Annotated in this window: 22 protein-coding genes; 8 read left to right on the top strand and 14 right to left on the bottom strand. The window is 61.9% G+C overall.

All coding sequences use genetic code 11. From position 1 onward, the window contains the following. Positions 1 to 9: 9 nt before the first annotated feature. Positions 10 to 231 carry a hypothetical protein gene (locus tag ACVZUB_RS07890; RefSeq protein WP_039973486.1) on the bottom strand — a complete coding sequence of 74 codons (222 nt, stop codon included), beginning with the start codon at positions 229 to 231 and terminating at the stop codon, positions 10 to 12. A gap of 114 nt (positions 232 to 345) precedes the next feature. Here ACVZUB_RS07890 and ACVZUB_RS07885 point away from each other — a divergent pair, with 114 nt between their 5' ends. Continuing rightward, positions 346 to 915 (top strand): DUF2231 domain-containing protein, encoded by a 570-nt coding sequence (locus ACVZUB_RS07885; protein WP_065352112.1) that lies wholly within the window; start codon positions 346 to 348, stop codon positions 913 to 915. 22 nt (positions 916 to 937) lie between these two features. On the opposite strand, the gene ACVZUB_RS07880 is transcribed toward ACVZUB_RS07885, so the two are convergent. Beyond that, a complete protein-coding gene (locus tag ACVZUB_RS07880; protein WP_003941464.1) occupies positions 938 to 1,351 on the bottom strand; it encodes a DUF6292 family protein in 414 nt (137 codons plus the stop codon). Between the two features lie 120 nt (positions 1,352 to 1,471). Here ACVZUB_RS07880 and ACVZUB_RS07875 point away from each other — a divergent pair, with 120 nt between their 5' ends. After that, positions 1,472 to 2,740, top strand: a complete 1,269-nt coding sequence (locus tag ACVZUB_RS07875; protein WP_475845388.1) for a glycosyltransferase — start codon at positions 1,472 to 1,474, stop codon at positions 2,738 to 2,740. Between the two features lie 55 nt (positions 2,741 to 2,795). Here ACVZUB_RS07875 and ACVZUB_RS07870 read toward each other — a convergent pair whose 3' ends face one another. Next, the gene (locus ACVZUB_RS07870) at positions 2,796 to 3,239 is read right to left on the bottom strand and encodes an STAS domain-containing protein (RefSeq protein WP_007735372.1); all 444 of its coding nucleotides are present in this window, start codon (positions 3,237 to 3,239) and stop codon (positions 2,796 to 2,798) included. A gap of 391 nt (positions 3,240 to 3,630) precedes the next feature. Between ACVZUB_RS07870 and ACVZUB_RS07865 the strand changes: the two genes are divergently transcribed. Further along, a complete protein-coding gene (locus ACVZUB_RS07865; protein ID WP_003941553.1) occupies positions 3,631 to 4,062 on the top strand; it encodes an ATP-binding protein in 432 nt (143 codons plus the stop codon). Then, the gene (locus tag ACVZUB_RS07860; RefSeq protein WP_482628277.1) at positions 4,059 to 4,853 is read left to right on the top strand and encodes an RNA polymerase sigma factor SigF; all 795 of its coding nucleotides are present in this window, start codon (positions 4,059 to 4,061) and stop codon (positions 4,851 to 4,853) included. The genes ACVZUB_RS07865 and ACVZUB_RS07860 overlap by 4 nt, the downstream gene beginning before the upstream one ends. Positions 4,854 to 4,890: 37 nt before the next feature. Here the strand turns inward: ACVZUB_RS07860 and ACVZUB_RS07855 are convergent, their stop codons facing one another. From ACVZUB_RS07855 to aceA, 4 genes are all read right to left on the bottom strand, one after another. Further along, the gene (locus ACVZUB_RS07855; protein ID WP_042452947.1) at positions 4,891 to 5,931 is read right to left on the bottom strand and encodes an NAD(P)-dependent alcohol dehydrogenase; all 1,041 of its coding nucleotides are present in this window, start codon (positions 5,929 to 5,931) and stop codon (positions 4,891 to 4,893) included. A gap of 72 nt (positions 5,932 to 6,003) precedes the next feature. Next, positions 6,004 to 8,310 carry a 5-methyltetrahydropteroyltriglutamate--homocysteine S-methyltransferase gene (metE, locus tag ACVZUB_RS07850; protein ID WP_336504916.1) on the bottom strand — a complete coding sequence of 769 codons (2,307 nt, stop codon included), beginning with the start codon at positions 8,308 to 8,310 and terminating at the stop codon, positions 6,004 to 6,006. A gap of 91 nt (positions 8,311 to 8,401) precedes the next feature. Continuing rightward, a complete protein-coding gene (locus tag ACVZUB_RS07845; RefSeq protein WP_003941541.1) occupies positions 8,402 to 9,298 on the bottom strand; it encodes a 3-hydroxybutyryl-CoA dehydrogenase in 897 nt (298 codons plus the stop codon). 184 nt (positions 9,299 to 9,482) lie between these two features. Next, complete coding sequence (aceA, locus tag ACVZUB_RS07840) at positions 9,483 to 10,772, bottom strand: isocitrate lyase (protein WP_003941533.1); 1,290 nt, start codon at positions 10,770 to 10,772, stop codon at positions 9,483 to 9,485. Positions 10,773 to 11,276: 504 nt separating this feature from the next. Here aceA and ACVZUB_RS07835 point away from each other — a divergent pair. The 4 genes from ACVZUB_RS07835 (at position 11,277) to ramB (ending at position 15,159) form a co-directional block, all read left to right on the top strand. Further along, a complete protein-coding gene (locus ACVZUB_RS07835; protein WP_233405668.1) occupies positions 11,277 to 11,900 on the top strand; it encodes a serine/threonine protein kinase in 624 nt (207 codons plus the stop codon). A gap of 79 nt (positions 11,901 to 11,979) precedes the next feature. Continuing rightward, positions 11,980 to 12,267, top strand: a complete 288-nt coding sequence (locus tag ACVZUB_RS07830) for an FmdB family zinc ribbon protein (protein ID WP_037129638.1) — start codon at positions 11,980 to 11,982, stop codon at positions 12,265 to 12,267. A gap of 94 nt (positions 12,268 to 12,361) precedes the next feature. Next, positions 12,362 to 13,621: a formamidase gene (gene fmdA / locus ACVZUB_RS07825; protein ID WP_042923284.1), complete on the top strand. Its 1,260-nt coding sequence runs from the start codon at positions 12,362 to 12,364 to the stop codon at positions 13,619 to 13,621. 125 nt (positions 13,622 to 13,746) lie between these two features. Next, entirely contained in the window at positions 13,747 to 15,159 is a 1,413-nt protein-coding gene (ramB, locus tag ACVZUB_RS07820; protein ID WP_003941547.1) for an acetate metabolism transcriptional regulator RamB, read from the top strand. 5 nt (positions 15,160 to 15,164) lie between these two features. Here ramB and ACVZUB_RS07815 read toward each other — a convergent pair whose 3' ends face one another. The 7 genes from ACVZUB_RS07815 to ACVZUB_RS07785 form a co-directional block, all read right to left on the bottom strand. Then, positions 15,165 to 16,187, bottom strand: a complete 1,023-nt coding sequence (locus ACVZUB_RS07815) for an alpha/beta hydrolase (RefSeq protein ID WP_063314788.1) — start codon at positions 16,185 to 16,187, stop codon at positions 15,165 to 15,167. 131 nt (positions 16,188 to 16,318) lie between these two features. After that, positions 16,319 to 17,338 (bottom strand): alpha/beta hydrolase, encoded by a 1,020-nt coding sequence (locus tag ACVZUB_RS07810; protein ID WP_063314789.1) that lies wholly within the window; start codon positions 17,336 to 17,338, stop codon positions 16,319 to 16,321. Between the two features lie 68 nt (positions 17,339 to 17,406). Beyond that, complete coding sequence (locus ACVZUB_RS07805) at positions 17,407 to 19,047, bottom strand: class I adenylate-forming enzyme family protein (protein WP_063314790.1); 1,641 nt, start codon at positions 19,045 to 19,047, stop codon at positions 17,407 to 17,409. Between the two features lie 9 nt (positions 19,048 to 19,056). Beyond that, the gene (locus tag ACVZUB_RS07800; RefSeq protein ID WP_054781647.1) at positions 19,057 to 19,761 is read right to left on the bottom strand and encodes an ABC transporter ATP-binding protein; all 705 of its coding nucleotides are present in this window, start codon (positions 19,759 to 19,761) and stop codon (positions 19,057 to 19,059) included. Position 19,762: 1 nt separating this feature from the next. Further along, complete coding sequence (locus ACVZUB_RS07795) at positions 19,763 to 20,536, bottom strand: ABC transporter ATP-binding protein (RefSeq protein ID WP_007735383.1); 774 nt, start codon at positions 20,534 to 20,536, stop codon at positions 19,763 to 19,765. Next, positions 20,533 to 21,561 (bottom strand): branched-chain amino acid ABC transporter permease, encoded by a 1,029-nt coding sequence (locus tag ACVZUB_RS07790; protein WP_054781648.1) that lies wholly within the window; start codon positions 21,559 to 21,561, stop codon positions 20,533 to 20,535. Before ACVZUB_RS07790 ends, ACVZUB_RS07795 begins: the two co-directional genes overlap by 4 nt. Beyond that, positions 21,561 to 22,436: a branched-chain amino acid ABC transporter permease gene (locus ACVZUB_RS07785; protein WP_020906730.1), complete on the bottom strand. Its 876-nt coding sequence runs from the start codon at positions 22,434 to 22,436 to the stop codon at positions 21,561 to 21,563. Before ACVZUB_RS07785 ends, ACVZUB_RS07790 begins: the two co-directional genes overlap by 1 nt. Between the last annotated feature and the right edge of the window lie 2 nt (positions 22,437 to 22,438).

Here is a 22,438-nt window from a genome sequence, read left to right as displayed (position 1 = left end):
CAGGCCTGATCAGAACAGGTGTGGGGATTCTCGGTGCACTTTGTGGTCGTGACGCACAGTACTGGCGTACAGGGCTACCGCGAGGCCGATGCACGCGACGCCGGCGAGGCCGGCGATCAATGCCCAACCACCCTGGCCTGAACCTGCCGCCACCAGAAAACTGCCGAGGCAGACCACTGTGGCCAGCACCAGGAAATACGACGCCCACGCTGCAAAGAGATTGAGCTTCATCGTTCGCTCCTCCGGTCGGATCTCTTTCGTTTCGACCGTACGCCGGAGCATGACGGTCGACAAGACACTGCCGCCTCGAGGTTTCCCGACGTCTACGCCGGGTAGCCGAATTACATGGACATCGGAACTCTTTATCGCGGAATCGAATCCGCTCGCGGACTGGACGGTCCGTCCACTGGCATCAGGCGCAGAATCCTCGAGATCACGGAGCGATCCGACCGATCGCGCACTGTCGCCGCACTTCTGCGCGGCGCCGCCGTCGGGCATCCCATCCATCCTGCCCTCGTGACCATTCCCGCGGGCGCGTGGACGGCTTCGTTGATCTTCGATGTTCTAGGCGATCCGCAGACTGCACGACGGCTGATCGGGCTCGGATTGGTTTCGACTCCGCCGGCTTTGCTGACGGGATGGCTGGACTGGTCCGAACGTGGCGACGTCGCACGCCGAGTGGGGCTGGTGCACGCGGCGTCGAATGCAGTGGGGATCTGGTCTTTTGCGGCGTCGTACAGGCTACGCGGAAAGGACTCACTCGCACTGGCGCGAGTGCTGTCGGTGCTGGGGCTCACCGCGGTCGGTGTCGGTGGCGCGCTCGGTGGTCACATCGTTTTCAAGCTCATGGACGATCCGGCCGTCGAGGCTGCAGCGACTCCGGTTCTCGATCCCATCCTGGATGTAGTCAACTGAGCCGATCGGACCTCGATACTGTTCAGGCGTAAGCACTTCCGGAGTAGCTCCGCAGTTCTCGCGCGGTCTCGTCCGAATCCGCCAATGGTCTGTTCATGACCCAGTGTGGGCTGCGCGTACCCAGTGTCGCGGCAAAATCGGCGACGGCGTCCGGGGTCGGCACTGCGTGTTCGCCCAGATATCCGAGAACGATGAGGTCCTCCCCTGATCTGGTCTCCACGGCCAGGGCCCAACCGCACGTCTCCTCCCACAGCAAAGCCACCTCGCGCCCGGGGAAACGCGGCACAGTTCGGTCCAATGCGATGTAAGCCTCCAGAGGGTGCTCGCGCCTGCAACACCACTGCTCGATGCCGGCCCCCACACCGACCGCCACCCGTTGTACGTACCGCTCGAACCCGAGTCCGACGGTTGCGTCGACCAGCATTTGTTCTGTCATCGAACCTCACTCCTCGCCATCGTGTTTGGAATGTGCCCAGCGCTGACCGCGTCGAAACCCGGTTCAGATCACGGACTCCGGGTATCCCCAGACGAACCGATCAAGTGGAGAGGGGACCCGATGAAGTACTCGCCCGCTATGGCTCCCGGACGAATGCTGAAGATCTCCATGGTGTCGGTGAACGCCGATCCACTCGCACCGGTGGGCTGCTCGGCAGCCGGTGCACAGAACCTGCACGTCGACGAACTGTCTGCCGCCTTGGTTCGTGCCGGACACGACGTCACCGTCTTCACCAGGCGTGCCCACGTCGGTGGGCCGGACCGCGTTCGCGCCCGCGCCGGGTACTCCGTCGACTATCTCGAGGCCGGCCCGACGCAGGCTCTCCCGGATGGCGACATCCTCCCTCACCTGGGAACCTTTGCCAGCATTCTGCGCACTCAGTGGAGTACCGACCGACCCGATGTGGTGCACTCGCACTTCTGGATGTCCGGTGTGGCAACGGAACTCGCGACCCGATCGCTCGGCATCCCCGTACTTCAGACATTCCATTCCCTGGGATCTGCGGCGCACCGCCACCTCGGAGCAGCCGACGACAGCCCCTCGGAGCGGACTCACCTGGAACCGTTGATCGCCAGGGGCGCAACCCATGTCATCGCGACCAGTTCGGACGAAATCTTCGATCTGGTCCGGCAGGGATCACCGCGATCACGGACCACGATGGTGCCCTCGGGCGTGGACACCGAAGCATTCACCCCGGAGGGACCCGCCGCGAAGAAAACCGCACCGCATCGATTGATCTGCGTCGGAAGACTGGTGGAGCAGAAGGGCTTCGATGTTGCCGTCGCCGCGCTGGCTTCGCTGCCGGATACGGAGTTGGTGGTGATCGGCGGGCCACCCGTCGCGCAACTGAGCACCGACGAAGTGGCGATCCGCTTGGTCAAGCTCGCCGAGCGCCTCGGCGTCGCAGATCGCGTCCAATTATTGGGACGGGTTCCGCACCGCCAACTACCGAAACTGATGCGATCGGCCGACGCCCTCGTGTGCACCCCTCGATACGAACCGTTCGGAATCGCGGCGCTGGAAGCAATGGCGTGCGGAGTTCCCGTAGTCGCGACTCCTGTTGGCGGACTGCGGGATACGGTGATCGACGGACTCACCGGGCGTCGGGTCCCGGTCAACAACCCGGTGGAAACCGCGCGCGCAGTCCGCCATCTTCTCGACGACGAGGACGAAGGCGCGGCGTTTGCACGGCAGAGCCGGGCCCGAGCGTGCGAATCGTATTCGTGGGATCACGTCGCCACCGAAGTGGTCCGCACCTACGGCCGCTGCGTCACAGCACCGCCGAGAGCCCGCCAACACAAGGGCACTCACCGAAGTGAAGTGCACTGACGCTGACGGGCTCTACGAAACTGAATTTCACGAAGCTTGGACTGAAACTGCGTGATCAAGCGGGGAAACGTCGGGTCTCTTCGAGTCCGATTGCATGATCGAGCGACTCGTAGCAGGCAAACATCGACTCCTGACCAGCTGCTTTGAGCAACCTTTGCACCGGGCGGGCGCAGACGAGCGCGAGTGTGCCGCCCACGTCGCGTGATCGCGTCGACAGGACCGACAGTACGGACAAGCCGCACGTCCCCATGAATTCGAGTTCGGATAGATCGACGACCAGCGTCCGGTCCGCGGCCACGTGGTACGTCAAGAAGTCACGAAAAGCATTGGCGCTCATCAGATCGATCTCACCACGAACTTTGATCACAGCGGTGTGTGCACTGATGCGGTGCGCGTGAAACGATGCGGTCGCTGTCCCGGTCGCGGGAGGTCCGTAGTCTACCGATCCCTTCGCCGCGTTCGTAAAGCCTGAAATAGATGATCCTGGAACAACAGTCATGGTTCTCCCATCCCGCAACGGTTTACACTCTGCAAAAGAGAAGGGACCTCCGAAGGAGACGCACGATGAACGGGTCTCCAGAAATACGGATAAATCCCTCATCGGCTGTGTGCTCAACCTCGGTTTGAAACAGTACGCCAGCATGACGGACGTCACAAGTGCGTTGCGACCATTCGTTTCGGTGTTCCGAACAAAAATGTGGTTTGGTCTGCGGTTCCGCGAGGTAATCCGATGTTGCGATCGCCAACGGTCGTGAGCAGAATCGTGTCGTTTACCCCGGCACCACCATCGACCAAATTTCGTGTTCGGGGGTCACTGTGAAGGTCGGGATGGGTATCGTTCTCGGCACCAGACTTCACCGCGACCCCTGGTACGACGATCCGGAGAACTTATGGCACACCTCAGCGCACTCGAGCCCGATCAGGATCAGACTCAGCCAGTTGTGGAGTTGAGGATTCAAGCGACTCTCGATCAGCTGTCGATTTTGCGTGCACTGGCCGCCACCGTTGCCATTCAGGAAAACTTCGACCTCGACGCCATCGCCGACATCAAACTGGCCATGGACGAAATCTGTACGCATCTGATCGTTCGCGCTGCGCCTGATTCGGTTCTGGTGTGTCGGTTCGTCTTCACGCCCCCGCAATTGCACGTGTCCGTGTCCACGACGACCACGGAGTACGAGGACAGCAGTCAGCGTTCGTTCGGGTGGCACATCCTCACCGAACTCACCGATTCGATTTCGCTCGACCAGGAAGAGAACCTCGGCGGCGTCGGCTACATCACCACCATGAAGTTCACCAAGGCCCTCAGCGGGCGCCTGTGACCGCTTCCGCAGACGGCCCGTCACGCCCGCGTCGGCGGTCCACCGACGAATATCGGGACGTAATACCAGTTTTCGAGGAACTGCGGACCATCGAGCCCCACAGCCCGGAGTACGAACGAGTGCGCACTGCACTCATCACCAGATGCCTACCGTTGGCCGAGCACATCGCCAGACGATTCGACGGTCGTGGCGAGGCACACGACGATCTGGTTCAGGTGGCGCGTCTCGGTCTGGTCAACGCCGTCGACCGTTTCGATTCCACGCGCGGATCCGATTTCGTCTCGTTCGCAGTTCCCACCGTCATGGGCGAGGTTCGACGACACTTCCGCGACACCGGTTGGGCATTGCGGGTTCCCCGCCGGATGAAGGAGTTGCACTTCCAACTCGGGCAGGCCATCAGCGAGCTGTCACAACAGCTCGGGCACGCGCCGACCGTCGACGAGTTGGCCGAGACGTTGGGGATCGAACGCGAAGAAGTTGCCCAGGCCTTGATCGCCGGCAACGCGTATCAGACGGTCTCGGTCGACGGTGCCGCGTCCAATCACACCGACGATCTCCCGCTCGTGGAGACACTCGGTGACTACGACGCAGCTCTCGAGAACGTCGAGAATCACGAGGCGTTGCGTCCGCTTCTCGACAAGCTGCCCGAGCGAGAGCGGACGGTGTTGATGCTCAGATTCTTCGGAAATCTGACGCAGACACAGATCGCCGAGAAAGTCGGTGTGTCCCAGATGCACGTGTCGAGGTTGCTCGCGAAGACATTGAGTAATCTTCGCGAGCAACTCGACTGAGCTCCGCGAACAATTCGACTGAGCAGGACCGAGCGGGTCAGATTGTTGCGGTGTCGATCACGAATCGGTATCGGACGTCGCTCTTGATCACGCGCTCGTAAGCGTCGTTGATGTCGCTCGCCGGGATCAGTTCGATTTCTGCGCCGATGCCGTGCTCGGCGCAGAAGTCGAGCATCTCCTGTGTCTGCGGGATACCGCCGACCATGGAGCCGGCGAGGCTACGACGGTTTGCGGCGAGCGAGAATGCTCGAACTTCGATCGGCTTCTCGGGTAGGCCGAGTTCGACGAGAGTGCCGTTGATGGCGAGCAAGGACATGTAGGCGTCGATGTCGAGGTTGACCGAGACCGTGTTGAGGATCAGGTCGAACTCGCCACGAAGAGCCTTGAACGTCTCACGGTCGTTGGTCGCGTAGTAGTGATCGGCACCGAGACGAAGGCCGTCTTCCTTCTTGCCGAGCGTCTGGCTCAGGACGGTGACTTCCGCGCCGAGCGCCTTGGCGATCTTCACACCGACGTGACCGAGGCCGCCGAACCCGATGATGGCGACCTTCTTGCCGGGGCCGGCATTCCAGTGCCGCAGCGGTGAGTACAAGGTGATGCCCGCGCACAGGAGCGGCGCTGCAACGTCGAGTTCGATGCCCTCCGGGATCGAGAGCACGAAGTGCTCGGTGACGACGATGTGCGTCGAGTAGCCACCCTGAGTGCGCTCGCCGTCGCGGCCGGTGGCGTTGTACGTACCCGTCACACCCTTGCGGCAGTACTGCTCTTCACCGGCGGTGCAGGCGTCGCACTCCCCGCACGAGTCGACGAAGCAGCCGACGCCCACTCGGTCGCCGACCTTGTGCTTGGTGACATCGGAACCCACGGCGGCGACGACGCCGGCGATTTCGTGTCCGGGGACGATCGGGTACTTCGCTCCGCCCCACTCGTTGCGAGCGGTGTGGATGTCGGAATGGCAGATGCCGGCAAATTTGATGTCGATGAGAATGTCCAGTGGACCGAGCTCGCGGCGTTCGACAGTGGTCTTCTCGAGGGGACCGTCAGCGGACGTCGCGGCATAAGCAGCAGCAGTAACCATGCACACATGCCTACCCGTGCATGGAGGGACCTGCAACTCGCAGGCCCCTCCATGACTTGTTCTTTACGTGACTTACCCGGCGTCGCGCTCGGCTTGCTCGGCCCGACGACGCAGGCGCCTCGCGGCCGCAACCATATTGCGCAGCGAAGGCTCGAGTTGCCACGGATGGCGAGTCTTGAGGCCGCCGTCCGGGTTTGCCCACAAGCGATCGAGAGAGATCGATTCGCTTGCCTCAGTGAGCAATTCGTCGAGTTCGTCGATGTCGGGAATCCGAGCCGAGCGAGATTCGTAGACACCGGGGCCGACGCCGTGCGTGAGCGCGCCTTCCTTGAGTGCTTCGAGAACCCACGTGATGGAGCGGGTCGCGACGATAGCCGTCACATCGGCGTCCAACCGTTCGATGGCGTCGACCACCGACGACCGAGCGGAGTACGTCAAATGTGTGTGGATCTGTGTTTCCGGCTTCGCTCCACCTGTTGCCAGACGGAACGCGTCGACGGCCCACTCCAGGTAGGCCTCCCGGCCGTCCTCACGCAGTGGCAGCAGTTCACGAATTGCCGGTTCGTCCACCTGGATGATGGCGATTCCGGCAGCTTCGAGATCCGCGATTTCGTCTCGAATGACAAGTGCCAGTTGCTCTGCCGTTTCGTAGAGCGGCTGATCCTGGCGAACGAACGAACGGGCGATCATGGTGACCGGACCCGTCAGCATGCCCTTGACCGGCTTGTCGGTCAGCGACTGCGCGTACGCAATCCACTCGACCGTCATCGGCTTCGGACGTGCGATGTCGCCGTAGAGAATCGGCGGACGCGTGCAACGAGATCCGTAGGCCTGAACCCAACCGTTGTGCGTGAAGGCATAGCCCTCGAGCAGTTCGGCGAAGTACTGGACCATGTCGTTGCGCTCGTGCTCGCCGTGCACGAAAACATCGAGACCGATGTCCTCTTGCAGACGGATTGTGCGCTCGATCTCTTCCTGGATGCGCTTGTAGTAGTCGTCCCACTCCAAACGCCCCTGGCCGAGTTCGTAACGAGCCTGGCGAATCGCGTCGGTCTGCGGGAACGAACCCAGTGTCTGGGCCGGCACCAAGGGCAGATTCAACCGTTCCTGCTGAGCCTTACGACGCTCCTCGTACGGTGCACGCACACGATCTTCGGGCTTGATCGCGTTCACCCGAGCACGGACAGCGTGCTTGAGCTTGAAGTGCACCTTCGTCGGACGCTTACGCCACTTGTCCGAAGGACCTTCGGTGAGCGCCTTCGCCAGTGAGACGACTTCGCCGACCTTCTGCTTCGCAAAAGCCAGACGGTCTGCGACGTCTCCCGGAATGTCGTACTCGGAGAGCACGTCGTACGGCACGTGCAGCAGCGACGACGACGTGGAGACGACGAGGTCAGGCACAACGTCTTTGAGTTCGTTCAGGTACGTCAAGGTGTTGAACCGGTCGACGCGCCAGACGTTGCGACCGTCGACGACGCCCGCGTAGATGCGCTTGCGCTTGATGTTCGGCACCGCGGCCAGTTCCTCGGCCGTGATCTTGCCGTGCACCAGGTCCAGACCGAAGGCTTCGATCTTGGTGGGCGCCAAGATGTTGAGGGCTTCGCCGAACTTGCCGTACGGACCCGTCACCAACAGGCGCGGGCGCAGCGGGGCCGTCGAAAGCTTCTCGTACGCACGTCCCAGAGCGGCTAGCTCCTCGGGGGTGCGGTCCTCGGTGACCGAAGGCTCGTCCAACTGAACACAGGTCGCACCGGCCTTGGCGAGCTGCTCGAAGAGCTTCTCGTACTCGGGCAGGAGCGCGTCCAACAGGTCGAGCGGGGTGAAGTTCGGATCGGACTTCTCGGTGGCAGGTCCGACCTTCGAAAGCAGAAGCAGCGAGACGGGCCCCATGATGACGGGGCGCAATTCGATGCCGCGCGCCTTCGCACGTTCGAACTCGTCGAGAAGTGCATCCGAGTTGAGCGAGAACACAGTGTTCGCGTCGATCTCGGGCTGACGGTAGTAGTAGTTCGTACCGAAGAAGCGCACCAGCTCGAGAGGCGGGAAGTCCGGGCGGCCGCGGGCCATCGTGAAGTAGAAATCGAGCGGATCGAGGGCGCCCTCGAGCGGCTTGAACCGCTCCGGCACTGCGCCGAAGAGCAGCGCATTGTCGAGCACGTGATCGTAGAAGGAGAAGGTGTTGCCGGGAACCTGGCTCAATCCCGTCGCAGCCAATTCGCTCCAGGTCGATTCCTGGAGTTCCTTGGCGACCGCGAGAAGTGCGTCCTTGTCCGAAGTGCCGTGCCAGTAGGACTCGAGGGCGCGCTTGAGCTCACGGCGCGGCCCGATGCGCGGATACCCCAGGACGCTGGAGCCGAATGCTGCAGTGCTGCTGGACATGCGGTCGACCTTTCTAACCGAGGGGCGCGAGCGCCCTGTGCGCCTTTGTGGTAGCCGGAACTACCAGAAAGGCGCACAGGGGCGTTGGGCCTTAGCTTGCCTGCTTGGTGGAGCGACCGTTGTCGGCGTACTCGTAGAAGCCCGCGCCGGACTTCTTGCCGGTCAAGCCTGCTTCGACCATACGCAGGAGCAACGGCGGAGCGGAGTACAGCGGCTCCTTGAACTCTTCGTACATGGAGTCGGCGATGGACTTGACGGTGTCGAGTCCGACCAGGTCCGTCAGAGCCAGCGGACCCATGGGGTGCGCGAGGCCGAGAACCGTTGCCTTGTCGATGTCTTCCTTGGTCGCGAAGCCCGACTCGACCATGCGGATCGCCGAGAGCAGGTACGGCACCAGGAGTGCGTTGACGACGAAGCCGGAGCGGTCGGCACTGCGGACGACCTGCTTGCCGAGGATGTCGCTGGCAAAAGCCTCGGCGCGCTGCGAGACGGAGGCACTGGTCTTGAGCGTCGTCACCAATTCGACGAGCGGCAGAACCGGAACCGGGTTGAAGAAGTGCATGCCGATGACTCGCTCGGGACGCTTGGTTGAGATGCCGAGCTTCATGATCGGGATCGACGACGTGTTGGACGCGAGAACCGCATCCGGGTCCGTCACGACCGCGTCGAGCTCGGCGAAGATTTCGCTCTTGATCTTCTCGTCTTCGACGACGGCCTCCACGACGAGCTGGCGGTCCGCGAAATCTCCCAGATCGGAGGTGAAACGCAGACGCCATGCGGCCTGCTCACGCTCACGTTCTGTGATCTTTCCGCTGCTCACGCCGCGGTCGAGCGAACGCAGGATGCGTGAACGCCCGGCTGCTGCAAGCTCGCGAGTCTGCTCGAAGACCAGAACATCGACATGTGCGCGGGCGCACACCTCGGCGATTCCGGCACCCATGATTCCGGCGCCGATAACGCCGACGCGCTGAATTTTTTCGCTGGTCACGTCAGCTCCTTGTTTGTCTCGTGGAGTTTGTCTGGTGAAGGTGTTGCAAAACAAGCACTTCGAACTGCGTCGACGCTGGTGGCCGACGCAATCGGAACTGCCTTGAAGACGAGAGAAAGTAGTGCGGTGATACAAGCAGGGGAGAGACCCGAAGCCGAGCCTCTCCCCCACCCGAAGTCAGTTCTTAGTGGAACTGTCCCTCTTCGGTGGAGCCCTTGAGAGCTGCCGTCGAGGTGTTGGGGTCAACGGTGGTGGCGATGGTGTCGAAGTAGCCGGCGCCAACCTCACGCTGGTGCTTGATGGCGGTGAAGCCACGCTCTTCGGCAGCCTTGAACTCGCGCTCCTGCAGGTCGACGAATGCCGTCATGCCTTCGCGGGCGTAGCCGTAGGCAAGGTCGAACATGCCGTAGTTGAGCGAGTGGAAGCCGGCCAGCGTGATGAACTGGAACTTGAAGCCCATTGCGCCGAGCTCCTTCTGGAACTTCGCGATGGTCGCGTCGTCCAGGTGCGCCTTCCAGTTGAAGGAAGGGGAGCAGTTGTAGGCCAGGAGCTGGTCCGGGAATTCGCTGCGAACGGACTCGGCGAACTTCTTTGCAACCTCGAGATCCGGCACGCCGGTCTCCATCCAGATGAGGTCTGCGTACGGTGCGTAAGCCTTGGCGCGAGCGATGCAGGGCTCGATGCCGTTCTTGACGCCGTAGAAGCCTTCAGCCGTGCGGGTTCCGTCGAGGAACGGGCGGTCACGCTCGTCCACGTCGGAGGTGATGAGGGTTGCGGCCTCAGCGTCGGTGCGGGCGATGATGACGGACGGAACGTCCGCGACGTCGGAAGCCAGGCGAGCCGAGGTCAGGGTGCGGATGTGCTGCTGCGTGGGGATGAGCACCTTGCCGCCGAGGTGGCCGCACTTCTTCTCCGAAGCGAGCTGATCCTCCCAGTGGACACCGGCAGCGCCGGCGCCGATCATGGCCTTCTGCAGCTCGTAAGCGTTGAGAGCGCCACCGAAGCCGGCTTCGGCGTCGGCAACGATCGGAGCGAGCCAGTTGCTGACGGAGGTGTCACCCTCGGTCTTGGCGATCTCGTCGGCGCGCAGCAGTGCGTTGTTGATGCGACGGACGACGGTCGGAACCGAGTTGGCCGGGTAGAGGCTCTGGTCCGGGTACGTGTGGCCCGAGAGGTTCGCATCGCCGGCAACCTGCCAACCGGAGAGGTAGATGGCCTTCAGGCCGGCGCGAACCTGCTGCACAGCCATGTTGCCGGTAAGTGCACCGAGGGAGTTGATGTAGTCCTCGTTGTTCACGAGATCCCACAGGATCTCGGATCCGCGACGAGCGAGGGTCTGCTCCTCGACGACGGTGCCCTGGAGCTTGACGACCTGATCGGCCGTGTAGTTACGAGTAACGCCCTTCCAGCGAGGGTTGGTGTCCCAATCCTGCTGGAGCTCAGCTGCGGTCTTCGGGGTGCCGGTGGTCGACATCAAGACTCCATCTCTTTGATCTGCTGGTCCGGCCTGTTGTGAGCAGTACGTGCGTACTACTTCACATACTTGCCAGGCCCTTCTTGTGTACTTACCGAGGATGGCACATCGAAAAAGTGCCGTCTACCTGTTGCTAATGCCAATCTTCGCTACCTTTTCAACACACTTTGCTAAGCCTGTGAAGATTCCTACGCGACTGGTACTACCCAATCGGACAGGTTCCGTACTGGCGAGTAGGAAAGAAACCGCAGGCTGTGAACGAAATGCACTCAACTCCGCCGCTTGCGAATTCCGGCAGTTCGCATGGCACTCGGAACAGGCCCTTCCGCTACTTCGGAGCCAACTTCGCTACCTGCGAGTGACCGCAATCACTCCCCGGCAACAGGCTTCGCTCGGGCAATTCCAGGGATCTACCCGCCAGAAAGCCACAGACAACCCGTTCGCCGGCCATATGCTGTCGAACCATGACTTGTCGTTCGACGCCCCCGACCGGGCGATAAAGCGGTGCCGGACAACTATCAGCGGCCACCGAACAACCAGGCATGGTCGCAATCCGGTCCACAGCCGCCGCAGTTGGGCTACCGAGCCGCGCCGCAGTCGTATCCCCCGCCCCAGGGATTCCCGCCTGCACCGCCACGTGGAAATCCGCCGCCGCGTCGGCCCGGCTGGGTGATTCCGGTATCCGTAATCGGAGTCATCACTGTGTTGGCTCTCTTCGGCGGGCTTGCCTGGGTCCTCTGGCCGAAGGACGTCCCCAACTCGGCCGCCGGTGGCGCCGCCCACACCACCATCGGCGCCGCGAACACACCCGGCACCACGACAACCGCTCCCAGCACGACATCCCCGACGACCACACGCGCCGCGAACTTCCCGGCCGGTGCGTCCGCCTGCCCCGGCGGGCAGCCGGCCGGAAGTTACAAGGAGTCCGCGACAAGTGGGGGCAAAACTTCATGTGAGTTTGCCGAGGCGGTTCGGATCGCCTACGGGAACTCCGGTGCAACCGGTGCATCCAGCACCGTGTCCGCACGTAGTCCGGTGACCGGCAAGGAGTACACGATGGCATGCAAGGTGACCTCCGGCATCGTCACCTGTACCGGCGGAGACAACGCGGTTGTGTACTTGCGCTGACGGGCGCAATTGCGGCATCGGCAACCCGGTGCGTGTCGTTCCAGTGTCGCACTTACGGATCCTCCGATAGCGTGACCGCATGCCTCTGTACGAGTTTCGCTGTACCGGCTGCGGCCCGCTCGAGCGGTCGTTCGCGATGGCCGAAGTGCCCCAGTCGATTACTTGCCCCCAGTGCAGTCTCGAGTCCAAGCGGGTGGTCTCGTCTCCCCGGTTGAGTCACGCGTCGTCGGCCGCGATGGGTCTACTGGACAGCACTGCTCGATCGGCTCACGAGCCTGCCGTGGTCAGTGGGTCGCTACCCGGCCGCGGCCGGCAATCTGCCCCGACGACGTCCAATCCGTTGCACCGCAAGCTACCTCGCCCCTGAGCGTCCTCACCGCGCGTCCTCGCCATGAGGCCCGATCCGACACGAAAGTCCTGCCGCCACGAGTTTTCCGTTTCTTCGAGAATGAGGAGTGCATATGCCTGAACTGCTGTTTCCACTCGATTCCGCCAAGAAATTCACCGACCAGGCAATCGTCGGCCACAATCGGTGGCACCCGGACATCCCAGCGGCGGTGACAGTGAAACCCGGTGATGCGTTTCGTGTCCATTGCCGCGAATGGTTCGACGGCGCAATACACAACGACGACTCAGCCGACGACATTCTCAATGCACCACTGACCACGGTCCACACGCTGTCCGGCCCCTTTGCCGTCGAAGGCGCGAAGCCCGGCGACCTCTTGATCGTCGACATCTTGGATATCGGGCCTATCCCCCAAGAAGATTCGGGTCCGTTGGCCGGCCAAGGCTGGGGGTACACGGGCATCTTCCCTCGGAACAACGGCGGCGGCTTCCTCACCGAACAGTTCCCCGATGCGTACAAAGCCGTCTGGGATTTCTCCGGCCAAACGGCGACGTCGCGTCACATTCCGCACGTCTCGTTCACGGGCATCGTCCACCCGGGACTCATGGGCACGGCTCCGTCGGCAGCCTTGCTCGCCAAGTGGAATGCCCGCGAGGGCGCCCTCATTGCCACCGATCCCAATCGGGTTCCCCCGCTTGCACTTCCGCCCGAGCCCCGCGATGCAGTACTGGGAACCTTGACCGGTGACGAGTACACACGCGTGGCCGGCGAGGCGGCGCGCACCGCTCCCCCTCGCGAGAACGGTGGAAACCAGGACATCAAGAACCTCACCAAGGGCAGCCGAATCTTCTATCCGGTATTCGTGGACGGTGCGAATCTGTCGGTCGGCGATCTTCACTTCTCCCAGGGCGACGGAGAGATCACTTTCTGCGGTGCCATCGAGATGGGCGGCTTCATCGATCTTCGTGTGGACATCATCAAGGGCGGAATGGATACCTACGGCGTTTCCGAGAACGCCATCTTCATGCCGGGCAACACGGATCCGCAGTATTCCGAGTGGCTTGCGTTCTCGGGCACTTCCGTCACGTTGGACGGCGAACAGAAGTACCTGGATTCACATCTGTCCTACCAGCGTGCGTGCCTGCATGCGATCGAGTATCTGACCAAGTTCGGGTACGCGCCAGAGCAGGCGTACCTGCTACTCGGCGCGGCGCCGATCGAGGGCCGCCTGTCGGGTGTCGTGGATATCCCCAACTCGTGTTCGACGGTCTATCTCCCGACTGCGATCTTCGACTTCCCCCTTGCACCCTCGTCGAGCGGGCCGTTCCAGATCGATCCCGGAATCGGCGCCCCGCGTTCGGAGAACAGGGTCTAGGCCTCCGGCCCCGTGAGTGGTTAGGGAGTGCCGAGGCTCCTCAACCACTCACGGGGGCGGAGCCCCTGTGCGAAGACTGCGAACCCACCTTTGCGAAGCCGGACTGTCACTCGTATCCTGGGAAAATGTCGAAAACCTTTGTCGGTGTCCGGCTCCGCCAACTGCGGACCGAGCGCGGGTTGAGTCAGGCTTCGCTGGCCAAGACGCTCGAGATCTCGGCAAGCTATCTCAATCAGATCGAGCACGACGTCCGGCCACTCACCGTGCCGGTTCTCCTGCGAATCAGTGAAGTCTTCGGTGTCGACACCACCTTCTTCTCCCCGCAGGACGACACACGCCTGATCGCGGAAATGCGTGAAGTTGCCCTCGATCAGGAGATGGGTATTGACGCCGACGCCCACGAAATCGCGGAGATGGTCTCCACCCACCCCGGCCTCGCCAAGGCGATGGTGAACATGCATCGCCGCTTCCGCAACACGACGGCCCAGCTCGCCGCAGCCACGGAGGACCGTTTCTCGGACGGCAGCGGCAGCGGTTCGATCACCATGCCGCACGAGGAAGTGCGCGACTACTTCTATCAGCGACAGAACTACATCCACGATCTCGACACCGCAGCCGAAGAACTCACTGCCCGGATGCGCTTTCACCGTGGCGACGTCGCCGGCGAGATCGCCAGACGCCTCGAGTCCGTCCATGACGTGCAGATCGTTCGACGAGTCGACTTGGGCGAGAACATACTTCACCGTTACGACCCGGACACCAGGGTCCTGGAAATTTCCGCAAGGCTCTCCGGCGGGCAACAGGTCTTCAAGTTCGCGACAGAACTCGCATACCTCGAGCATGGCGACCTGCTCGACTCGTTGGTGGCCGAGGGCAACTTCACCAGCGAAGCGTCGGTCTCCCTGGCGAAGCTTGGTTTGGCCAACTATTTCGCCGCGGCCACCGTGCTGCCCTACAGCCAGTTTCACGAGGTTGCCGAGGACTTCCGGTACGACATCGAGCGCATGTCCGCCTTCTATTCCGCGAGCTACGAGACGATCTGCCACCGCCTCTCGACCCTGCAGCGCCCCAAACTTCGCGGGGTTCCGTTCATGTTCGTGCGTGTCGATCGTGCCGGAAACATGTCGAAGCGTCAGTCCGCCACCGGATTCCACTTCTCCACCAGCGGCGGTACGTGCCCGCTGTGGAACGTCTACGAGACGTTCTCATATCCGGGCAAGATCATGCCTCAGATCGCGCAGATGCCCGACGGTCGTCGATACCTCTGGGTTGCGCGCACGGTCGAACGTCGAGCGGCTCGATACGGACAGCCCGCAAAGATCTTCGCCATCGGATTGGGATGCGAGATTCGACACGCCCACCGACTCGTCTACAGCGACGGTCTGGATCTGGACGAGTCGAATCCGGGAACGCCGATCGGCTCGGGCTGCCGTGTCTGCGAACGCCTCAATTGTCCGCAGCGTGCCTTCCCTCCGTTGGGTAAAGACCTCGACATCAGCGAGCACCGGAGTTCGATTTCGCCGTACGTGATTCGCTGACCGCGCTAACGCACGTGGTCGCGTAGGAACGCGACTGTGCGATCGAACGCGATCACCCCGTCCACGGTGTCGAGGTCGAACTGATATTCGTGGTCGAGTGCAGGCTCGTGATCGTCCGGGTAGAACAGTGCATCGACCTCGACGCCCAGATCGGCGAGCCGTTCTGCCATGGGTTTCGACTGGTTGGCGGTCAGTGGGTCGACATTTCCGCCGGTGATGAACGTCGCTGGAAAGTCCGAGGTCACATGACCCAGTGTCGACATCTGACCCACTGCAGTCGACCCGTCGAAGTCCCTCGTTCCGAGGTACCCCCACAGCGATTGCTTGTCGACGCCCCAACCGAAGTACTTCCCCTGTGACAGCAGCGGTTTCAGATCGAAGACCCCACAGTCGAGGACAACTCCGCGTATCTGCTCGGGACGTAAGGCCGGCTCCACACCCATTTCCGACGCGTAGTCAGGGCTGGTCATGACGGTCGCCAACTGACTGGACAACTGCGCGCCTGCCGAATCTCCCGCAAGAAAGAGATTGGTCGAATCGACATGCAACCTGTCCGCATTGCTCACGATGAATCGATACGCGTCGTTCAGCTGATTCACTGCGGTGGGGTAATACGCATCTGGTCCCAGTGAGTAGTCCACCGAAATCACAGTGAAGCCTTGATTTGCCAACAGTTTGTAGTAACCGTCGGCATCAGTTCTCGATCCTGATATCCAGCCACCGCCGTGCACCCAGACCACCGTGGGTAGCGCCGAAGTGGACTCCGACGGGTAGTACGCGTCCAGTTGTGCATCGTCGTCGCCGTCGCGGTACGACTGATCGAGAATCGAGACGATTCCTGACGGTGCATGCCTGTCGAGTTGTGCGTGAGTCGCTTCGGAGCCACCCGCTGACATCCACCGTACGAGGAGAACTCCTGGCCACGGACTGACGAGTGCCGCGGTTACCCCGGACAGCAGAATGACGACGAATACCGCCGCGATTCCGACAATGCGCCTTCGCCGTCTGTCGGGGGAAGACGCGCGCACAACAACTCCTGGGGTCGGATCGGATTCACCCAGGCTAGACCAAAAGGACCAGTTGAGAATTCCCTGGCAACGCACCCGCGGAGCTTTGTCCAAAATGACCATTTTCGCAGTGGTTCACCACAATCCGACATTTAGCCGGTATGAGCCTCGAGAAACTGAACCGTGCGATCGAGCGCAGTGAGACCGTCGGCATTGTCCAGATCGAACTGATACTCGTGACCGAGCGCCGGAACGTGATCGGCCGGATAGAACAGTGTGTCGACCGCAACTCCCAACCCGGTCAATTTGTCAGCCATCGGTTTCGACTGAGAATCCGTCAACGGATCGGCGTTGCCGCCGCTGATGTAGGCAGGCGGAAATCGATCGGTGACGTAGTTCAAGGTCGACATCTGATCCGCTGCGGCGGTACTCATGAAGTCACGCACGCCGGTATACGCCCAGAGGGACCGATCAACTCCCCAACCGATGATGCCGGGTCCGCCGACCATGTTCCCGACGTCGTAGATTCCACAGTTCAGGATTACTCCACGTAACTGATCCGGCCGCAGCGACGGGACCACGCCCACACGGTTCGCATAGGCGGGATCAGTGATGAGAGTGGCGAGCTGACTCGAGAGTTGCGCTCCCGCAGAATCACCCGCCAGAACGACCGTCGTCGGATCAACATGCAGCCGTTCCGCATTCGCGACGACGTACGCGTGAGCGTCGTTGAGCTGCCGCACTCCCGTCGGATAGTGGTGCTCAGGTCCGAGTGAGTAGTCCAGGGACACAACTGTGTAGCCACGCGAGGCCAGCAACTCGTAGTACGGCGCGTAGTTGGACTTGCTTCCCGAGATCCAGGCACCGCCATGAGTCCAGATCACCGTAGGCAATGCGGTCGTCGTCGCTGCGGGAAAGTAGACATCCAGGTATGCGTCGTCGTCATCGGCGCGGTACTGCTGGTCCTTGATCGAGTCGACGCCTCCGGGCGCGTGCTTCTCGAGCGCCTCGGTGACTTTCACCGCATCACGATCGAAGACCCATCGCACGGTGAGTGCGCCAGGTCTCGGGCTCAGAACGAAGGCCAGAACCACGGCTCCGACCAGAACGAACACAATTGCCAGAGCCCACAGCAAGCGCCTGCGCCACCGATGCGGTGAAGGGTTCGTCATCGGGTTTCCTTCACTCTCGGCACAATGTCCGGATCAGCGTAACGCGAAGCCGGTACCGCCAAGTGCGATCAGCCGAGTTCAGCGATCCGCCTCTGCGCGAGTGCCTTGACTTCACCCTTGGCTACTTTGCCGCCTGCCGCCATCGGCAATTCGGCGACCGTCATCACGTACTCGGGTATGTACTCGCGGGTCACTCCTCGGCTCTGCAGCCAGGCGGTCAGATCCTCCGAACTCAGATCGTCATCGGCGGACACGACGACCGCACAGACCTTCTCACCGAACAGCGGATCGTCGACCCCGACCACGGCGACCAACTCCACCGAAGGGTGCGCGCGCACGTACTCCTCGACTTCGACCGCGGAGATGTTCTTGCCGCCACGAATGATGATGTCGGCTTTGCGCCCGACCACACGCACCCGTCCTGTCTCGTCGATCTCGACGATGTCGCCGAGAAGCATCCAACCGTCATCGGTGTACAACTCGTCGTTCGCATCGGTGTCCCCCCAATAGCCCTGACACATCAGCGGTCCGTTCACCCCAGGCTGACCGCGGCAGACGGAGCCGGTCATTTCCTTTGCCGCATCGTCGAATACACGAACTTGCATGCGATCGATGACGTGGCCGCACGTCTTCAGTCGGGTGTCGGAATCGTCCGAAACCGTCGTCACCGAGACGGCGCCGGTTTCGTTCGATCCGTAGAACTGCAGGACAGCCGCTCCGGTACGTTGTTCGAATGCCAGCGCCTCCGAATAGGGCACGGCTTCACCACCGGTGAACATGAAACGAAGTGACGAGAGATCGGCCGATTCCGCGGCCTCCGAACGCAACAGCATCTTGAATTGTGTACTCACACAATTCAAAGCAGTCACCCGTTCGCGCTCGATCAACTCGATCATCACCGAAACGTCGAAGCGTTCCATGACGACATTGCGAGCACCGAGTAGTGCCGGCAGGAAATGCGAAGTCCAGAGGCCGAATCCGAAAGGTGCTGGAACCGCGCCGAGGAACACCTCATCCGAACCGATCGCCGCCGCCTCGGCGGCAATCTCGGAGAAACCAACCCAACGATCCTCGGTTTGTGTGACCAGTTTGGGTAGGCCCGTTGTGCCGGAGGTCGAGTTCAGCATCGAAACGGCTGACGTGACAAAACACGGACTGGTTGCGGGGAACTGCTTTAACTCGACCGGCAACGAGGTGAGTTCGCCGTTTGCGCTCACGCGTTCGAAACTCACGTCGGCGCGTTCGTCGGCGAAGACGACGTCCAGTCCGGGATGCTCTGCCCGCAGACTCGCCACGAGTTCGGCGGTACCGACGCCGCGCAGCGTGCGAGTGGTGACGAGAACGGAGGCTTCCGAGCGGGCGATCAGATGAGAGATCTCGCGAATGCCCGAGCGCGAACCGATTCCGACGGCGACGCGGCCGGTACGAAATGCTGCGCAGAGAGCCGCATGGAATACAGCGGTGTCGGGGAGCAACACGGCTACATGTCCGTATCCCTCACCAGCTAGATCCAGCGCCGACGCGATCGCATCGGCAGCCGCGTCGTACTGCTTCCACGACACCCTCGATTCCGGAGTGACAAAGGCGGTTTCGTCCGGGATGGTCTCAGACCAATGCCTGACCATTTCGCTGATGCTGACGCCGGCGAAGCGGTCCGGATTCGTGGCGAATTCACCGACGGTGAAGTCGAGTGTCTTCGTTTCAAGCATGATCGTCGATCATCTCCCGTCGGCGCTGAGGACGCCCATCGATTGTTTGTACGCGTTGTCCAGTGTCGCTGCGGAATCGCATTCGTGGACGAGTTCGCCGCGCTGCATGACATATCCGCGGTCGACAACCGATTTCAGTGCAGTAAGTGCCGGTTCCGTCACGATGACGGTCACACCCTCGGCGGCCAGACCCCCGACCAATGCTCGCAGCTCCGCGACGATTTTCGGTGCCAGTCCTGTCATCATCTCGTCGAGGAGCAACACCTTCGGGGTTTCCAGAAGGGCCCGCCCCAGAACCAACATCTGCTGCTCACCACCGCTGAGGACCCCGGCATAACTCTCCGAGCGTTCACGCAGGATCGGGAACCTCTCGAAAGCTGTTTCCACGGCTTCGGCTTTCAATCCCAGCAGGTCTGCGCCCACGCGTAGATTCTCGCGAACGGACATTCGCATGAACAGTTGCCTGCCTTGGGGAACGTAGGCAAATCCGCTGCGGACACGATCCAGTGCCGATAATTTCTGGATCTCTCGACCATCGAATTTGATTGTCCCGGTGGCGGGAACCGAGCCGTAGATGGATCCCGCCAAGCTGGTCTTGCCCGCACCGTTCGGCCCGACGATGGCTGTCACTTCACCGGCGGGAGCGGCAAGGGAGACTTCCCGGACGGCGACAGCGGATCCGTATCGAACTGTGACTCTGTCGAGTTCGAGCATGTCAGGCGCCTTCCTCGTATTCGGAACCGAAATAGACTTCTCGCATCGCGTCGCTGGCCAAGCACTCCTGCGGTGGTCCGTAGAACGCCACTGATCCGAAATTGAGCAGCACGATCTTGGTTGCGAGCGCCGCGATGAGATCGACGTTGTGATCAACCAGGACTACTCCTTTGCCCTGCGCGGCAATCGATCGCACGGCACCGGAGATGGCAGCGATGCCGTCGTGATCCGCGCCGGCAAACGGTTCGTCCAACAGGAGGACTTCGGGTTCGGTCGCCATCGCCCGCGCCACCTCGACCAGACGCTGCGCCCCCAAACTGAGATCCCCGCAAGCACTCTCGACGTCGGTGACCGAGTATCGCGCAGCAATCTCCCGGGCCCGCTGTGCTGTCCGGTCCCAGTTCTCGAAAGGTCCTTTGATCGCCCACCACAGCGAGTGCAGAGGTGAGGTGATCTTGTGCCCGTACAGTCCCGGGATGATGTTGTCGACGGCGTCGAGTTCCGCCGCGAGCTGCGGATGTTGAAACGTGCGCGAGAGCCCTTGCCGTGCACGGCGCTCCGACGGCCCGGTCAAGGGAGCACCCGCGAGCGCGACGGTTCCGGAGTCTGCTTGCTGAGTGCCGAAGATGCAGTCCACCAGTGTGGTCTTGCCTGCCCCGTTCGGGCCGACCAGTCCGATCACCTCTCCCGGTCCGACGCTGAACGAGACATCGTCGACAGCGCGGACGCCTCCGTAGGACTTGTGGAGCCCGCTCACTTCGAGTAGCCGAGTCATCGATTGCCACGCTCCTTGTACAGACGGTTCATTCGACCCAGAACGTTCTGACTCCACCCGATCACCCCACCAGGCGCGACGATGAGGATCACCAGGACGGCTCCGGCAAGCAGGAGTTCGCCACTTCCCTGGTACCCGGGCATATTCAGCGTCACGATCACCACGATCAATGCACCGAGCGGAGCACCCCACGCCGAACCGCGACCGCCGATGATCGGCATGAAGATTGCGAGGAAAACAATACTGAGAGTGAAGGTTTCAGGAGTGACAGCCTGCACCGACACGGTGAACAGCGATCCGCCGGTCGACGCGATCGCAGCACCGATCGCCAGCGCCACGACGGTCAGGTGCGCAGGATTGACGCCGGAAGACCGTGCGACATTACGATTGTCGCGGGCAGCTTGCAACATCAGCCCCCACACCGATTTCCGGAGTCGATCCACAGCGACCGCGATCAGACACACGAACAAGATCGCGAACACGACCAACACATAGCGCGGTGGCTCCCAGCCGAACATCGTCACAGTCTCGACACCCGAGATCCCGGCCGACCCGCCGGTGAAACTCGGCCCGTCGATCAACCAGTGCTCGAAAGCGATACCGAACAACAAGGTCACCGCGGCAAGGTAGAAGCCGGAGAGTTTCTGTGTTGCCAAGCTGAGGAGTACTGCAACCGCTGCAGCGGCGAGGGCGCCGAGAATCCATCCCCACCACATCGACAACCCGGTCCGAACCGAGATCAGCGCAACGGCATACGCGCCGATCGCCGCATACGCGCTGTACGCCATCGACAGTGATCCCGCGAGCACGAATGGCACGTACATGCCGAGTGCGATCAGCGAATACGTCGCAGCGAGGAACACCAGATCCTGCCGGTACAGACTCGGCCCCATCCACAGCAGCACGGCAGCAACCACGACCACGGTGATCAGCGCTTCTCGTGACAGGGCGAGCATCCTCGTCCGGGAACGGCCGGATGTAGTGGGCGGATTTGACGTCAGCGGACTGGTAGAAAGCGAGGCCATCAGACGCGAACCTTCCTCGAGAGCAAGCCTTCCGGACGGAAAGCGAAGAACACCAGGGCAATCAACAGAATCGCGGTTTGCGCAGCACTCGCACCGAAGTAGTACGGGGCGAATACCTGGACGACGCCCAACACCATTCCGCCGATCAGCGGAGCCCAACTTCGGCCGGTACCACCGATGACGAGTGCGATGAATGCCGTCAGCGTCCATGACAGACCGCTCGTGAACTGAACACCGGCCTTGGGAGCGAACAGAAGTCCGGCGACGGCGGCGATCACACCCGCGAGGGTGAACGCGATGAGGCGTACCCGATCCACCGGCAAGCCCAGGACGCGGGCGGCATCCGGACTGTCGCCGACGGCGCGTAGCAGACGGCCCGAGGTGGACCGGTTCAGCCACAGTCCGATACCGACGAAGATCACGGCAGTTCCGACGACGAGTACAACGGTCGAACTGTCGACGGTGGCACCGAGCACCGATATCGGATCGAAGTCGAAGATCTTCTGTCCGGGAAGTGGTGTTCGGCCGAAGACCGTGCCGGCGAGCTGCTGGATCCCGAACAGTACTGCGGTCACCGCCACCAACGCCGGTAGTTCCCCACGACCCGAACGCTTCTGAACCTGTTTGACCACAAGCTTTTCCGTCAGGATCGACAGCGCCACCGCTACCGCGATCCCCAGCGGCATGGCAATCCAGAGAGCGAGCCCGTAATTGATCGCGACCCAACTCGACGCCATGGCCGCAGCCATCGCGTACGGGCCCATCGCAAAGTTGAAGAAATCGGCGCCGACCACCACGAGATACATTCCGAGGGCTATCAGCGAGAAGAAGGCACCGATCTCGATGGCTGCGAGCCACAGTTGTGCGTCTGTCATGT

Source organism: Rhodococcus sp. OS5 (assembly GCF_056837585.1).
Note: the sequence above shows the minus strand (reverse complement) of the source record. Positions and strands in the feature narration are given on the sequence as shown.